This is a genomic window from Streptomyces sp. WAC05292 (assembly GCF_003949955.1).
Lineage (GTDB): Bacteria > Actinomycetota > Actinomycetes > Streptomycetales > Streptomycetaceae > Streptomyces > Streptomyces globosus.
Genome location: NZ_RPSE01000124.1, coordinates 1 through 15,167, shown reverse-complemented (window position 1 = coordinate 15,167; position 15,167 = coordinate 1). Strand labels below are relative to the sequence as shown.

The following is a 15,167-nucleotide window of genomic DNA, read 5'->3' as shown; positions in this document are numbered from 1 at the left end:
CAAGTGGCACCTGCGGCGGGCGATGTTCTTCGGCCTCGGCCACACGGAGCACTTCCCGCCGCACGGCACGAGTAACCACGGCAACCCGCCGCAGTAGGGCATACCCTTGTGGCTTTGGTCACATGCCCGCCGCAGGTGCCACTTGTGGGCGGACAGCACTGTGCCGGGGACCCCCTCGGGCCGTAGGTTGAACGGCTATGAGCGCAATGGAGGAGCTGGACCGCCAGATCGTGGATCTGCTGGTGCGGGACGGTCGGATGAGCTACACGGACCTCGGCAAGGCCACCGGCCTGTCCACGTCCGCGGTCCACCAGCGGGTACGCCGCCTGGAGCAGCGCGGGGTCATCCGCGGCTACGCGGCGGTCGTCGACCCCGAGGCCGTCGGGCTGCCCCTCACGGCCTTCATCTCGGTGAAGCCGTTCGACCCGAGCGCCCCCGACGACATCGCCGAGCGCCTCGCGGGCGTACCGGAGATCGAGGCCTGCCACAGCGTCGCCGGCGACGAGAACTACATCCTCAAGGTCCGGGTCGCCACCCCCCTCGAACTCGAGGACCTCCTCGGCCGCCTCCGGGCCCTCGCCCACGTCTCGACCCGCACCACGGTCGTCCTCTCCACCCCCTACGAAGCCCGCCCGGCCCACCCAAGGGGGAGTACATCCATGCAGAACACCAAGCGCGCCGGCCGCACCGAGCCGGAGCCCCTCGATCCCGGCGGTCCCGGTTTCGCCGACGACGGCGAGGGGTTCGAGGACGCCGAGGGCTTCGAGGTCCGCCACGCGGTCTGCCCCGACTGCGGCCAGTCGATCGCCCTCGTCGCGGACGAGGAGCACCTGCCGGAGCACGCCCTGTGCCTGACGCCGTGGAACCCGTTCGGGCTCACGGTCTGCGCGGGCACGGGCCGCCCGGTCGGCGAGGCGCTCCCGGCGGCGGGCGCGGGGGCGGAGGAGTCCCCGGAGCTGGAAGTCGTCATGCTGGCCCTGCCGCAGGGCCTGGACTGGCGTACGCAGCCCTTCTCGCACGTCGGCGGCCCGGGGTCGCGGCCGGTGCGTCCGGCTGCGCCGGTGCTGCCCCAGCGCAGCGGGCACGCCCAGGCGGCTTGACCCCGGCGGCCCGGGGCGCTGCGGCACCCGGGCCGCCGGGTCTCGCCGGTGACGACCGGCCGGGCGCCCGCGGCCGGGGACCCCTCGAACGGATCCCCGGACGCCGCGTCCGATTACCCGCACAACGGCGGCGCGTTGGTTTGCGTATGAGCGCACTCGACACCTCCGCGCCGAGATCGGGCCGGCGGCGGCACGCGGTCCTCCACCGCTTCGAAGAATCGGTTCGCCAGCAGCGGCAGCAGCCGCCGCCCGACCCGCCGATCTACCGGGCCCTGATGGACCACTGGACGGCGGACGGCCGCACCCTCCCGGGCCGCCCCGACCCGGAGTGGACCCGCGTCGCGGCCTCCCCGATCTGGCCGTCGGGGCCCCTTTTCGAGCCGTGAGCGTGACCCGGGCCTACGGGCCGGGCGTCGGGCCGGAGGGGCCTCCGTCCTTGAAGGCCTTCCAGATCGTGGCGAGCGCGACGATCTGTGCCAGGAAGAAGGCCACCGAGGCGATGCGCATCTGGTAGACGTACGCCACGAGGTTGGCGTTGCTCGCCCAGTAGCGGCGTTCGCCCTGGAACGTCTGCACGTCCATGGCGAAGCCGGTCAGCGTGACGACGGAGGCGAACGTCGCGATGATCCCGACGATCATCACGTCGCCCTGCCCGATCGCCCGGACGATGAGGTGGTCGACGATGACGGGAACCGCGAAGGCCGCAGCGACCCAGCAGGCCTTGGTAGGCCCGTGCCGTCCGGGCAGGGAGCGCCACAGCGCGCCCAGGAAGAAGCCTCCCACCACCCAGGTGACGTGCCACGAGAGAATGTCCGAGAGGATGTAGAGGAACCCGACTTCGTTCTCGGTGTTGAACACCCAGGAATCGTCTCTGACTGTTTCCAGCCAGTACATGAGGCCCGTGGCGGGGAGACCGACGAAGAAGGCGACAACGGCACCCCGGCAGGCGTTCTCCCACCATGTGGCCATGGGCCCGCAGGCGAAAGGAAGGTCCGCCGGTCTGACACCGTCCGGGAGCGCACGGTCGAGTCGGTCGATCTCGGCCTCGACCGCCTCCTGTGCAGCGGATCGATCGACCGCGCTGTCGATACTGAGTCGGTGCAGCCGTGACTGCAGATCGCGGAAGTGGCGGGCCAGGCGCAGCACATTCGACCTCTCGGTCCGGATGATGACACTGCCCAGCGGTGCGTCGCCCACGGAAAGCTTTCCCAGGACGGAGAGGCGGGAGCCGAGGGCCACGACTCCCCAGGCGGCCACCATGGCCAGAAGCAGCTGCAACAGGTATCCCGAGAATCCGAAATACCAGGCGCCGGAAGCCGTGGCGATACCGAAGAGGGAGACCAGAAGAAACTTTTCCGACTGGTTGGGGGTGAAGGCGGCCGCATCGAACTCTTCCGAGCGGCAGACACGAAGTGCACCCACCAGGGCCAGGGGTGCGAGGACGGATGTGCTGCCGAGCAGGGCGTCCAGAGCGTTGCCCGGAAGCCACCACCATGCAGAGTCGAACCAGCTCGCCCAAGCGTCCGCCTGTTGCCGGCTGCCCGGCTCGGTGAGCCAACTCACGCGTTCCCAGGAGCGGTTGAGCGCCACATACGCCCACAGCGTCGTCATCAGCGCCGCGGCCGCGGCGAGGGACACCATGATCCAGAGTGGCAGGCGTCTGTCCCCTGCCAGCAGGAGCTTCTCACCGCTCGCGATCAGTCCGAGGCAGCACACCGCGATCCCGGCCATGTAGAGCACGCTCACCACCCAGTAGAACTCGCCGGGTACCTCCACGTCAGTCGTGGGCAGGACGGGAAAATCGAAGTATTCGGAGGCTACGGACAGGGCTACCAGCAACCCGGAGAAGACGCCCACGGCGACGAGGGCCTGCTTCGCCAGCCCGCCGAACACGCAGAGGACGAGTCCGAGCAGAACCAGGGTGACGAGTTCCACGGCCTGCGTGTAGTCGCCTTCGAGTGCCAGGAGCCGCCCGACGAGCTTGTAGGCATCGTCACCCAGGTACACGAGCAGACCGAAGCCAAGCATCAGGAAGGCCCAGGAGCGCAGAACCCGCAGCGCGTACTCCTCCTGCGGCAGGGGTTTTCCCTTGAGTCCCTGCCGTAGCCGCTTGGCGACCAAGAGCAGCAGCACCGCCGTCGCGATGCACCAGAAGGCACCGGATACCCCCCACCAGCCCCAGACCGCCCACGCTTGGTCCAGCGAATTGGTGAGCGCGTTCCAGAACTGGGCCGCCGGGGGGTGGAACGCGACTTTCACTGCCGGTGCCGGTTGCTCGCCGCGCCAGGTGAGGACCGTTCCACCCTCTCCGAACTCGGGAGGCGGACTCGCCGAGAGCGCCCCCGGGCCGCCGAGTCGCAGGTACACCTCTTCCCATCGAGCCCCCGCGATGTTCGGGGACGGTCGCAGGCCGACGAGCCATTCACCGCCATTCGGCTCCAGGACCCACGGGCCGGCTTGGTACGTCACCAGTGCGGTGATCCACGTAACGGCCTCGTAGTGCACCGTCACGTGCTGCTCGGAGGCTGTCACGACGAGCGGCTTCAGGCGCCAGGCGTCGTAATCGAGAGCTGTAGGGTTGTCCTCGGTGGGGGTGATTCCCACCAGACACCGCAGCGCGAAGCGGTGGCCCGGTGAGTGGGGATCGAGGAGTAGGTCGGAGGCGTGCTCCCAGTCGGCCGGAACGGTGAGGTCCATGGTGCTGCGGAGCGTGCTCTGCATCTGGCCGCGGTGCCTGAATTCCGCACCGGCTTTGATCGCCGCGCCCTTCAGCTGGTCGGGGCGGCAGGATTTCACGCGTGCGGGCGGATCGGCGAGGGCCGGTAGCGCGGCCGCGACGGAGGCAGACAGGGAAAAGAGGAGGACGTGCAGCAGGATCAGCGCGGAGCGCCTTAGCTGGGTCACCCCGTCAGGATCTTCCCCGCCGGGGCCGGGTGGCGCCCCCCGACGCGGCACTGGGGAGGCGGGTCCACTCCGGCAGCCGAGGACGGTTCACCCGGCGGGGCGATGCCTCGGTTCGGCGGGCGGCGCCGAACCGGCAGGCCCCCTGCCGCGGGCCGGACGGCCGGTTCGGCAGGGGACTGCTGGGGTCAGCGGGATTCGGGGCCGGCCAGGTGGCGGGCGATGACCACGCGCTGGATCTGGTTCGTGCCCTCGACGATCTGGAGGACCTTCGCCTCGCGCATCAGGCGCTCCGCCGGGAAGTCGGCGGTGTAGCCGTAGCCGCCGAGGATCTGGACGGCGTCGGTGGTGACGGCCATGGCGGCGTCGGTGCAGAACAGCTTGGCCATGGCGGCCTGCCGGGAGAACGGCTTGCCCGCGTCGCGCAGCCGCGCCGCGGCCAGGTACAGGGAGCGGCCCGCCTCGATCTTGGTCGCCATGTCGGCGAGCATGAAGCGGAGGCCCTGGAAGTCGGCGATGGGGCGGTTGAACTGCTTGCGGCCGAGCGCGTACGCGAGGGACTCGTCGAGGGCGGCCTGGGCGACGCCTATGGCGCAGGCGGCGATGCCGAGGCGGCCGGCGTCGAGGGCGGCGAGGGCGATGGTGAAGCCCTGGCCCTCCTCGCCGATGCGACGGGCGTCGGGGACGCGGACGCCGTCGAAGTGGAGCTGGGCGGTGGGCGAGCCCTTCATGCCCATCTTCTTCTCGGGGGCGGCCGCGGAGAGGCCTTCGGCGTCGCCGGGGACGAGGAAGGCGGTGATGCCCTTGGGGCCCTCGCCGCCGGTGCGGGCGAGGACGGTGTAGAAGTCGGCGATGCCGCCGTGGGTGATCCACGCCTTGGTGCCGTTGATGACCCAGTCGTCGCCGTCGCGGACGGCCTTGGTGCCCAGGGAGGCGGCGTCGGAGCCGGAGGAGGGCTCGGAGAGGCAGTACGCGCCGAGCAGGCCGCCGCCGAGCATGGCGGGCAGGTGCGCGGCCTTCTGCTCCTTGGTGCCGTAGCCGGCGAGGCCGTGGCAGGCGAGGGAGTGCACGCTGACGCCGAGGCCGACGGTCAGGCGGGCCGCGGCCAGCTCCTCCAGGACCTGGAGGTAGACCTCGTAGGGCTGGTCGCCGCCGCCGAACTCGCCGTCGTAGGGCAGGCCCAGCAGGCCGGACTCGGAGAGCAGGGAGAAGACGTCGCGCGGGAAGTGCCCTGCCTCCTCCTGCTCGGCGGCCTGCGGGCGGATCTCCCGCTGGGCGATCTCTCGTACGAGCGCGAGGAGGTCCCGGGACTCCTCGGTGGGCAGCTGACGGTCCACCGGCTGCGGGGCGCGGTCGTTCATGGCGGCGCTCTCCTCCCTCGTCGGGCACGGCGGCGACGCGTGAGGTGTGGGACGCGCCGCCGGGTATCGGTGCTCTCACAGCCGATGGTGCCCTCCGGATCACGGAATGGGCAGCTCAGCGGCTGCGGCGGTGTGAGTATGCCCGATCGGGGGCGTCCCGTCACCGGGGCAAGATCATCACGATTTCCGAACGGCTGCCCGAGGGGAGCGGCAGCCGGGGACACTCCGGGACGAACCCCTCGGGAGCCGGAGCGGCGGGGCGGGCCGGGGGTCTCAGATGAGGCCGAGCTGGGTGACGAACATCGCGACGACCACCACGAGGGTCCAGCCGAGGACGTGCTCCAGCCAGGAGGAGTCGTCCTTGGGCCCGCCGGTGCGGGTGAGGTTCCGGGCGGGGGCGTGGGGGGCGGCGCTGTGTGCGGTCATGCCGTCCAATGTGCCAGCGTTTGCGGCTTTCGCGGTAGGGCGGAGCGACAGGGGTGGCGCGTATCACGCCGCAGGGCCGCGGTCGGCGCCCGGCGGCACGCCGCCCCCGCCGGCCGGTGCGGGCCGACGGGGGCGGCGGCGGGCGGCGCGGCCGGTCGGGCGCCGGTCAGCGGCCCCGGGCGCGCGGTGCGCGTTCGCGGCCCGCCATGGCGCTCATGGCGAGGGCGAGGAGCAGGGCGACGCAGCCGGTGATGACGTTGCTGACCACGCTGCGGGTGGTGTCGTTCTCGCCGGCGATGACCCACGGGGCCACGATCGTCCAGGCGCCGATCGCGACCGCCGTCCACGCCATGGCATGGGTGCGCTCGTACGCCGATCCGAGTCCGCTCATGCACAGGCAGTACGCCAGGCCGGCGATCAGGTTGTTCACCGCGAGGGCGGTGAGCACGCTGAATCCGGCTATCCACGGCGAGGCCGCCAGGTAGAGGCCGGTGATGAGGGCCAGCGCCTCGACGGCCTGGGCGGCCGGGGTGCTGGTGACCCGCTCGAACCGGGAGCGCATCTCGGCGAGGTCGGGATGGTGTTCGATGCTGTGGGTGGTCATGGTGGGCCGCCTCCTGTAGAAGACTTATGCGCCCTTTATTCCCTCATGGTGCGCTTGTCCTTTCTCCAGGTCAACGGCCGCTTTCCCACCGCGGGTCACAACCCGGTCACAGCACCCCGACCTCGCGCAGGGCCGCGACCTGCGCCGGGGTCGGGCCGGTCGGCGCGAACAGGTAGCAGACGCCGCCGGGCGCGGAGACGGCCTTGCCGGCCGCGTTGTACCGCTGGGTCCGCAGCCATGCGTTCTCCCATTCCCGGCGGCGGTACACCCTGCGGACCGAGGGGTTGTCCGGGGAGTGCGGGTCGTTGGCGACGACGTCCCCGGACGCGGTCAGGCCGACGATCGTCATCAGGTGCCCGGCCGTGCCGTAGCCGGCGCCGGTCAGCTCGTCCGCGCGGAAGGACTGCGACGTGATCACCGGGATGCCCGCGCGGAGCAGCGTCTCCAGGTCGCCGAGCGAGGACAGGCGGGTGACCACCGCCGCGATCCCGCCGTACGAGGCGGCGTACGCGGCGTTGAAGGGCCAGTTGCCGCAGCCCTTGTAGGCGTGGTCGTAGGTGGAGCGGGCCGCGTGGCAGACCTGCGGGTCGCTGTACGACGGGTCGACCCAGGCGAGGTCCGCGGGGGCGGGCCGCTTGCCCCAGAACTCCACGACCATCTGCGAGGAGGTCGGGCTGCACCACGCCTCGCCGCCGTTGTCGTACTCCGGATAGCGGCCGGTGTGGACCTCCTGCGAGTAGCGCGGGACGGCCAGCTCCACCGCCTCCCCCGACGGGGCCGACGCCGGCACGGTGAAGCGGTCGGGCACGTCGGAGGCCATCGCCCCGGCGAGCACGACGCTCGGGCCGCGCCCCGAGCCGGGCTTGCGGTACAGGGTCAGGCGCAGCTGCCAGGCCGTGATGCGCAGGCCCGCGGCGCGCGCCGGCGCGTCGACGGCGAGGGTGTCGGTCCACACCGTGGACCGGCCGTCGGTCTGCCCGTCCACGGAGGTGCGGCGGATGTCTTCGTCCCGGGAGGCCCAGCGGCCCATCACGTACCAGGGGCTGGTGCCGCCGTCCCCGTACGTGGCGCGCAGCTCGATCCGGATCCAGGTGCCGGCCGGGGTGTGGGCGTTCCAGGAGGCGACGACCTCGGTCGCCGGGACGGCGGTGCGGTGGACGGGCGAGGTCCAGACGGCGTGGTCCCAGGAGGCCGTGCGGCCGGTGTGCGGGTCCGCGTACTCGGTGCGGCCGGCCGGGACGTCGAAGGCCAGGCCCGCGCGGGGGGCGGGCAGGGCCGTGGTGCCCCGGTGGGTGCCTGCGCGCCAGTGGCCGCGGGAGAACCAGAACCGGTTGTCGACGTTCCGGCCGGCCGCCGCCGCCGCGGCCGCGGGGGCGCCGCCGGCGCCGGCGCCGGGTGCTCCGGCGGGGCCCGCAGGACCCTCCGGCTGCGGGGCCGCGGCCGCGGCCTGCGCCCTGCCGACGGGCACGGTCGCCGCGGCGGCCGCCGCGAGGGCGACGGCCAGCAGGGCCCTGCGTGGTGTGGGTGCGGTCATCGCGGACTCCCCCTGGGTTCGGTACGGCGGAAACGGTCCTCCACCCTTGCAGTTCCCCGCTGCCGGACGTCGATGCCGGGCGCCGTGTCGGGGAGGAAGACCCGGCCGCCGGGCCCGGCCGTAGGCTGGCCGGGTGGAGTCACAGCAGCCCCTCGCGCCGCTCGCCCGGGAGATCCGGGCGCTGCCGCCCTCCCTCGGACCGGTCCGCCTGATCGGCATCGACGGGCATGCCGGCTCCGGCAAGAGCACGTTCGCCGGGCGGCTCGCCGAGGCGCTGGGGGGCCCGCCGGTGCTCCACCTGGACGACGTCGCCACGCACCGGGAGCCCTTCGCCTGGCCCGACCGGCTGCGCGCCCAGGTGCTGGAGCCGCTCGCCGCGGGCCGGCCCGCCCGCTGGACCCCGTACGACTGGGCGGAGCGCCGGTTCGGCCCCGAGCGGGTGCTGGAGCCGGTCCCCGTGCTGCTGGTGGAGGGGGTGGGCGCGGGCAGGCGCGCGCTGCGGCCGCATCTGGCGCGGCTGCTGTGGATGGAGACCCCGCGCGCCGAGTCGTGGGGGCGCGGGCGCGCCCGGGACGGGAGCGGGCTCTCCGACTTCTGGGACGGGTGGGAGCGCGCGGAGCTCGCGCACTTCTCGGATGACCCTTCGCGCCCCTTCGCGGACATCCTGGTACGCCAGAGTGGTACGGGATACGAGTGGTCTTCCGGGACGGGTGCGACCGCTGGAGGGACCGGTTCCGTCACCGAAGGTGACGGATTCCCCCAGGCCTGAGCGCCCCGCGAAAACGGCCCGCGGGGCCCTCCCCCGACCCGCTTGACCTGGCCCCCGGAGCGGCCTTACGTTCTGAATGCGCGGTCTTTCCAGGCCGCAGCGGACGCGAAGCCCCCGATTGTTCCCCCGTGATCGGGGGCTTCGTTCTGCCCCGGGCACCCCTCCGGTCCCGGCCGCGGCCCCGTACCACCGCGAAAACCTCACCCTGAGTCACCCCGTCCGGTGCACGCCCCCCGGCGGGCCGTCGTCGCGGCACCCTACGGAAGGTGCGTCGCCGCAGGTACGATGCAGCCCTGATTTCATCGGCGCAGCGGACAACCGGCTTGTGCAGTGCGGGGGTTGCTGGGCACCACGGGGGCAGGCTTGTGGGGGATGTGATGGATTTCGGCATGCCGGGCAGCGCGCACGCCCCGGCCGAACTCGCCTGGCTGCGCGGGGTCGACGCCTGCACCATGGGCGCCTATCCGCAGGCCGAGGAGGAGTTCCGCACGGCCGTCCGGCTCGACCCCGCGATGGCCGACGCCTGGCTGGGCCTGCACGCGCTGCGCGTGGACACCACGAACGCGTTATTGCGCATGTACACCCACCGCGAGCGCTTCGGCGAGCAGCGGGCCCGGCACCGGCGGACCCTCAACTCCTGGTACTGGCTCGGCTGGTGGGTGCAGCCCGTGCTGGAGAGCCGCCGGGACCTGCTGCTGGCCCACGCCTCGCACTGGCTGGACGGCCGGCACGTGCCGGAGCTCGACCAGGCGCTGGCGGCCCTCCCGCCCGTGGACGCCGATCCGCAGGTGCGGTTCCTGCACGCCTGCCGCGCGTACCTGGTCAAGGACTGGGAGCAGCTCGTCCGGCACACCGAGCCGCTCGTCGACGATCCGCTCCTCGGGATCGAGGCGGGCCTGTTCGGCGGTATGGCCCGGGTCCGGCTGGAGATGTACGGGCAGGCCGAGCCGATGCTGGCCGCGGCGCTGATGCGCTGCCGCAGCGAGCAGCCGCAGCGCAAGGAGCTGCGGTACTGGCTGGCGCGGGCGCACGAGGGGACCGGCCGCAGCGCGGCGGCGCTGCCCCTGTACCGGGCGGTGCACCGCGTCGACCCGGCGTTCATGGACACCGCGGCGCGGCTGACGGCGATCGAGGACAGCGAGGACTACGACGGGTACGCCGGTTACGCGGGCGCGGGATGCGAGGCGTACGGCGGGCTCGGGGCCGCCCCGGGCGGCGGCGACTACGCGGCGGTCGTCCTCGGCGGCGGCCCCGCCCAGGACGTCGGGCTCGTCGCGGACGGCCCGGCCGATCCCCTGGACCCGCTGTCGGCAGCGGACCCGCCGGAACCGCGCTACGGGGGCCCCGTACCGGGGCGGCCGCCGGGCGTACGGCGCAAGTCCGTCCTGCCGGCGCAGGGACCCGCGGGCGGCCCGCCGCCCGGGCCGGCCGATCCGGAGCTGCTCGCGCAAGCCCTCGCCGAGCTGGAGCGCATGGTCGGCCTGGAGCCCGTGAAACGGCAGGTCAAAGCCCTTTCGGCGCAACTGCACATGGCCCGGCTGCGGGCCGGCCAGGGGCTTCCCGTCCAGCCCCCGAAACGGCACTTCGTCTTCTCCGGGCCCTCCGGGACGGGCAAGACGACCGTGGCGCGGATCCTCGGCCGGGTGTTCTACGCGCTGGGCCTGCTCGGCGGCGACCACCTCGTCGAGGCCCAACGGGCCGACCTCGTGGGCGAGTTCCTCGGACAGACCGCGGTCAAGGCCAACGAGCTGATCGATTCCGCGATCGGCGGGGTGCTCTTCGTGGACGAGGCGTACAGCCTGTCCAACTCCGGCTACAGCAAGGGCGACGCGTACGGCGACGAGGCACTGCAGGTGCTGCTGAAGCGGGCGGAGGACAACCGGGACCACCTCGTGGTGATCCTCGCCGGCTACCCGGCCGGGATGGACCGGCTGCTGTCCGCGAATCCGGGGCTGTCGTCGCGGTTCACGACGCGGGTGGACTTCCCGAGCTACCGGCCGGCCGAACTGACGGCGATCGGCGGGGTCCTCGCCGAGGCGAACGGCGACTGCTGGGACGGTGAGGCGCTGGAGGAGCTGCGCAGCATCAGCGGGCACGTCGTGGAGCAGGGCTGGATCGACGAGCTCGGGAACGGGCGGTTCCTGCGCACCCTGTACGAGAAGAGCTGCGCATACCGGGACCTGCGGCTGGCGGGCTTCGCCGGGGAGCCGTCCCGGGAGGACCTGGCGACGCTGCGGCTGCCGGACCTGATGCAGGCGTACGGGGAGGTCCTCTCGGGCCGCGGCCCGCACCAGGACCCCCCGCCGCTCTGACCGCGGACCGCCCGGACGCGGCGCCGCCCCGGGACCGCGGCGGTCCCGGGGCGGCCGGCCGTCAGGGGGTGAGGGCCGCCGCGGGGGCCCGGCGGCGGGACGGGATGCGGTGGGCGGGGTCGCGGACCTCGCCGACCAGCATCTCCAGGACGTCCTCCAGGGCCACCAGCCCCAGCACCCGCCCCGCGGGATCCGCGACCTGCGCCAGGTGGGTGGCGTCGCGCCGCATGACGCTCAGCGCGTCGTCCAGCGGGAGCGTCGAGGACAGGATCGGCATCCGGCGCCAGACCCGCTGCGGCACGGCCCGCTGCCGGTCCTCCAGGTCGAGGACGTCCTTCACGTGGACGTAGCCCATGAAGGCGCCGCCCTCGGAGCGGACGGGGAAGCGGGAGTACCCGGTGCGCACGGTGAGGCGTTCGATCTGCCGGGGCGTGGCCCCGGGCCCGACCGTGACGAGCCGCTCGCGGGCGAGCAGGACGTCGGTCACCGGGCGGCTGCCCAGTTCGAGGGCGTCCTCCAGGCGCTCCTGCTCCCGCGGCTCCAGGAGCCCGGCCTGCCGGGAGTCCTCGACGAGCCGGCCGAGCTGGGCGCTGGTGTAGACGGCTTCGACCTCGTCCTTCGGCTCGACCTTGAACAGGCGGAGCACGACGGCGGCGCAGGCCCCGAGGGCGGTCGTGATCGGCCCGCACAGGCGGGCGAAGGCGACCAGGCCGGGGCTGAACCACAGGGCCGTCTTCTCCGGCGCGGCCATCGCGAGGTTCTTCGGGACCATCTCGCCGATGACGAGGTGCAGGAAGACCACGGCGGCGAGGGCGACGGCGTACCCGAGCGGGTGGACGAGGCCCTGCGGAATGCGGACGGCCTGGAAGACCGGCTCCAGGAGCCGGGCGACGGTCGGCTCGGCGACCGCTCCGAGGGTGAGCGAGCAGAGGGTGATGCCGAACTGGGCGGCGGCCATCATGCGGGGCAGGTTCTCCAGGCCGTGGAGGACCTGTCGGGCCCGCTTGGATTCCGCGGCGAGCGGTTCGATCTGGCTGCGGCGGACGGAGACGAGCGCGAACTCGGCGCCGACGAAGAACCCGTTCGCCAGGACCAGGAGCAGCGCGAAGAGGAGTTGGAGGACGTTCACCGGCCCGCCGCCTCCAGCTCGGCGGCGGCCGGGACGGCCGCGGCCGCCGGGATGCCCGGGGCCTCCGGGGCGTCACCGCCGACCGGTCCGGGAGCGGCCCGCACCAGGCGGACCCGTTCGGCCCGGTAGCGGGCCACCTGCCGGACGGACAGCTTCCAGCCGGGGAGTTCGGCGTGGTCGCCGGGGGCGGGGATGCGGCCGAGGAGGTCGGCCACGAGTCCGGCGACGGTCTCGTACGGGCCGTCGGGCACGTCGAGGCCTATGCGGCGCAGGGTCTGCACGCGGCAGCTGCCGTCGGCCTCCCAGGCCTGCCGGCCGTCCTCGGCGGGGAGGGCGGCCAGTTCGGGGATCTCGTCCTCGGCGAGGTCGTGCTCGTCGCGGACCTCGCCCACGAGCTCCTCCACGATGTCCTCCAGGGTGACGACGCCGGCCGTGCCGCCGTACTCGTCGACGACGACGGCCATGGGCTGCTCGCTGCGCAGCCGCTCCAGCAGCGGCTGCACCGGCAGGGAGCCGGGGACGAGCAGCGGGGCGACGCAGATCAGGCCGACGGCGGTGCGGGCGCGCTCGGCTTCGGGCACGGCGAGGGCGTCCTTGAGGTGGACGACGCCGGTGACCTCGTCGATCCGCTCGCGGTAGACGGGGAAGCGGGACAGGCCGGTGGCGCGGGTCAGGTTGAGGACGTCCGCGGCCGTGGCCGTGTACTGGAGGGCGCTGACCCTGACCCGGGGGGTCATGACGTGCTGCGCGGTGAGCTCGCCCAGGGAGAGGGTCCGTACGAAGAGGTCGGCGGTGTCCTGTTCGAGGGCGCCGGCCTGCGCCGAATGGCGGACGAGGGAGACCAGCTCGCCCGGGGTGCGGGCGGAGGCGATCTCCTCGGCCGGTTCGACGCCGAAGGCCCGTACGAGGCGGTTGGCGACGGCGTTCAGTCCGGCGATGACCGGCCGGAACGCGGCGGAGAAGAGGGTCTGCGGGCCGGCGACGAAGCGGGCCACCTGGAGCGGCCGGGAGACCGCCCAGTTCTTCGGGACGAGCTCGCCGACGACCATCTGGACGGCGGAGGCGAGGAGCATGCCGATGAAGACGGCGATGCCGGAGACGGCTCCGGCGGGCAGGCCGGTGGCGGTCAGCGGGCCCGCCAGCAGGGCGGCGAGGGCCGGTTCGGCGAGCATGCCGACGACGAGCGAGGTGATGGTGATGCCGAGCTGGGTGCCGGAGAGCTGGAAGGACAGCTCCCGCAGGGCGCGGACCACCGTGCGGGCACGGCGGTCGCCTTCGGCCGCGGCCTTCTCGGCCTCGGGGCGTTCGACGGTGACGAGGCCGAATTCGGCCGCCACGAAGAAGCCGTTGGCGAGGATCAGGGCGAAGGCCGCCAGGAGCAGGACGAGCGGGATGGTCATGCCGCCGCCTCCGGGGGAAGGGCGGCGCGGGTACTACAGGACGATCCGTCCATTGCTGGAGGGAGTCACTCCTCTGGTCGCAGGTGCCCGCGGGCCCGGGGGTCCCGGGGCCGGCGGGAGGGCGCAGGGCTGTGCCCGGCACCAGGGTAGTCATTGGGATCGCCGCCGCAATGGGACGCAGCGGCCGGAGTGTGCGCGGCGCCGGTCCGGCTCAGTGGTGGTGGTCGCCGGTGCCCCGGGTCTCGGCGAGGGCGCGCAGGGCGCGGGCGTCGGCGATCGCCTGCTGCTTGGCGATTCCGGGCTGGATGCCGAGGGCGGGCAGGCTGGTGCCGTCGCTCAGGTCGAGGAAGACCCACGCGTCGCCGGGGCGCAGGTTGACCCGGAGGATCTCGGCCCATTCCAGGCGGCGCTTGGTGGTGAGGTTCACGACGGTGACCCCGGACTCGTCGGCGACGACCTTGGGCCGGCTGAGCAGGACGAGGACGGAACCGAAGAGGGCCGCGGTGAAGATGAAGCTGATCCGCTCCCCCGGGCCGAGGTTGTCCAGCATCAGCCCGATCGCGCTGATCGTCACGAACATGGCGAGTCCGACGCTCAGCAGGACGACCCGGGTGCGGGTCGGCCGGAACGTGACCGGCAGGGCGGGGAGGTCGGGCTGGGCGGCGGACTCGGCCATGGTGCGGAAGGTGCCTTCTTCAGGGGGCGTGCGGGTCGGGCGACGGCGTACGCGCGGCGGTCACAGGCGGCAGGCGTGGATCGAGGTGGTGAGGATGGCGCGGGCGCCGAGCTCGTACAGGTCGTCCATGATCCGCTGTGCCTCCCTGGCGGGGACCATGGCGCGGACGGCGACCCAGCCCTCGTTGTGCAGCGGGGAGACCGTGGGGGACTCCAGGCCGGGGGTGAGGGCGACGGCCCGCTCCAGGTGCTCGGCGCGGCAGTCGTAGTCCATCATCACGTAGCTGCGGGCGACCAGGACGCCCTGGAGGCGCCGCAGGAACTGCTGCACCTGCGGGTTGTCGGTCTCGGCGCCGCTGCGGCGGATGACGACGGCCTCGGAGGTCATGATCGGCTCGCCGATCACCTCCAGGCCGGCGTTGCGCAGGCTGGTGCCGGTCTCGACGACGTCCGCGATGATCTCGGCGACGCCGAGCTGGATCGCGGTCTCGACGGCGCCGTCGAGGTGGACGACGGAGGCGTCGATGCCGTGGTCGGCGAGGTGCTTGGCGACGATGCCCTCGTAGGAGGTGGCGATCGTCATCCCGTGGAAGTCCTCGGGGCCCTTGGCCGTGCCGGGGCGGGTGGCGTAGCGGAAGGTGGACCGGCCGAACCCCAGCGGCAGGATCTCCTCGGCGTTGGCACCGGAGTCGAGGAGCAGGTCGCGGCCGGTGATGCCGATGTCGAGGCGGCCGGAGGCGACGTAGATCGCGATGTCCTTGGGGCGGAGGTAGAAGAACTCCACCTCGTTGTCGGCGTCGACGACGACGAGTTCCTTGGACTCCTTGCGCTGGCGGTAGCCGGCCTCATGGAGCATCGCCGACGCCGCTCCGGAGAGTGAGCCCTTGTTGGGGACGGCGATGCGCAGCATGGGAGCTTCCTTCTCTGCGGGTTGCGGGGTGCGGGGTGGTCGGGGT

12 protein-coding genes and 1 pseudogene are annotated in these 15,167 nt (G+C 73.0%); 4 read left to right on the top strand and 9 right to left on the bottom strand.

Features of this window, described 5'->3' with window-relative positions; genetic code table 11:
- Window positions 1–206 precede the first annotated feature (206 nt).
- Both EF903_RS15885 and EF903_RS15875 read left to right on the top strand, forming a co-directional pair.
- Window positions 207–635 (top strand): annotated as a pseudogene (locus EF903_RS15885) (Lrp/AsnC family transcriptional regulator); the annotation flags it as partial.
- Between the two features lie 611 nt (window positions 636–1,246).
- Window positions 1,247–1,486: a hypothetical protein gene (locus EF903_RS15875; RefSeq protein WP_125543883.1), complete on the top strand. Its 240-nt coding sequence runs from the start codon at window positions 1,247–1,249 to the stop codon at window positions 1,484–1,486.
- A 13-nt stretch (window positions 1,487–1,499) separates the two neighbouring features.
- Here the strand turns inward: EF903_RS15875 and EF903_RS15870 are convergent, their stop codons facing one another.
- The 5 genes from EF903_RS15870 to EF903_RS15850 form a co-directional block, all read right to left on the bottom strand.
- Entirely contained in the window at window positions 1,500–4,004 is a 2,505-nt protein-coding gene (locus EF903_RS15870; RefSeq protein WP_125543882.1) for a DUF6185 family protein, read from the bottom strand.
- A 185-nt stretch (window positions 4,005–4,189) separates the two neighbouring features.
- Window positions 4,190–5,362 (bottom strand): acyl-CoA dehydrogenase family protein, encoded by a 1,173-nt coding sequence (locus EF903_RS15865; protein WP_125543881.1) that lies wholly within the window; start codon window positions 5,360–5,362, stop codon window positions 4,190–4,192.
- Window positions 5,363–5,635: 273 nt separating this feature from the next.
- The gene (locus EF903_RS15860; protein WP_125543880.1) at window positions 5,636–5,788 is read right to left on the bottom strand and encodes an SCO1431 family membrane protein; all 153 of its coding nucleotides are present in this window, start codon (window positions 5,786–5,788) and stop codon (window positions 5,636–5,638) included.
- 166 nt (window positions 5,789–5,954) lie between these two features.
- Window positions 5,955–6,392 carry an SPW repeat protein gene (locus EF903_RS15855; protein WP_125543879.1) on the bottom strand — a complete coding sequence of 146 codons (438 nt, stop codon included), beginning with the start codon at window positions 6,390–6,392 and terminating at the stop codon, window positions 5,955–5,957.
- Window positions 6,393–6,498: 106 nt separating this feature from the next.
- Window positions 6,499–7,926, bottom strand: coding sequence for a peptidase C39 family protein (locus EF903_RS15850; protein WP_125543878.1), 1,428 nt, complete (start codon window positions 7,924–7,926; stop codon window positions 6,499–6,501).
- Window positions 7,927–8,059: 133 nt separating this feature from the next.
- Between EF903_RS15850 and EF903_RS15845 the strand changes: the two genes are divergently transcribed.
- Both EF903_RS15845 and EF903_RS15840 read left to right on the top strand, forming a co-directional pair.
- On the top strand, window positions 8,060–8,695 hold the full coding sequence (locus EF903_RS15845) for a uridine kinase (RefSeq protein ID WP_125543877.1): 636 nt from the start codon (window positions 8,060–8,062) through the stop codon (window positions 8,693–8,695).
- A 377-nt stretch (window positions 8,696–9,072) separates the two neighbouring features.
- On the top strand, window positions 9,073–11,007 hold the full coding sequence (locus EF903_RS15840; protein WP_125543876.1) for an AAA family ATPase: 1,935 nt from the start codon (window positions 9,073–9,075) through the stop codon (window positions 11,005–11,007).
- Window positions 11,008–11,068: 61 nt separating this feature from the next.
- Here the strand turns inward: EF903_RS15840 and EF903_RS15835 are convergent, their stop codons facing one another.
- From EF903_RS15835 to hisG, 4 genes are all read right to left on the bottom strand, one after another.
- The gene (locus EF903_RS15835) at window positions 11,069–12,136 is read right to left on the bottom strand and encodes a hemolysin family protein (RefSeq protein WP_125543875.1); all 1,068 of its coding nucleotides are present in this window, start codon (window positions 12,134–12,136) and stop codon (window positions 11,069–11,071) included.
- Entirely contained in the window at window positions 12,133–13,536 is a 1,404-nt protein-coding gene (locus EF903_RS15830) for a hemolysin family protein (RefSeq protein WP_125543874.1), read from the bottom strand. The genes EF903_RS15835 and EF903_RS15830 overlap by 4 nt, the downstream gene beginning before the upstream one ends.
- 211 nt (window positions 13,537–13,747) lie before the next feature.
- Window positions 13,748–14,212: a PH domain-containing protein gene (locus tag EF903_RS15825; protein WP_125543873.1), complete on the bottom strand. Its 465-nt coding sequence runs from the start codon at window positions 14,210–14,212 to the stop codon at window positions 13,748–13,750.
- 60 nt (window positions 14,213–14,272) lie between these two features.
- The gene (gene hisG / locus EF903_RS15820) at window positions 14,273–15,121 is read right to left on the bottom strand and encodes an ATP phosphoribosyltransferase (protein ID WP_125543872.1); all 849 of its coding nucleotides are present in this window, start codon (window positions 15,119–15,121) and stop codon (window positions 14,273–14,275) included.
- Window positions 15,122–15,167: the final 46 nt, after the last annotated feature.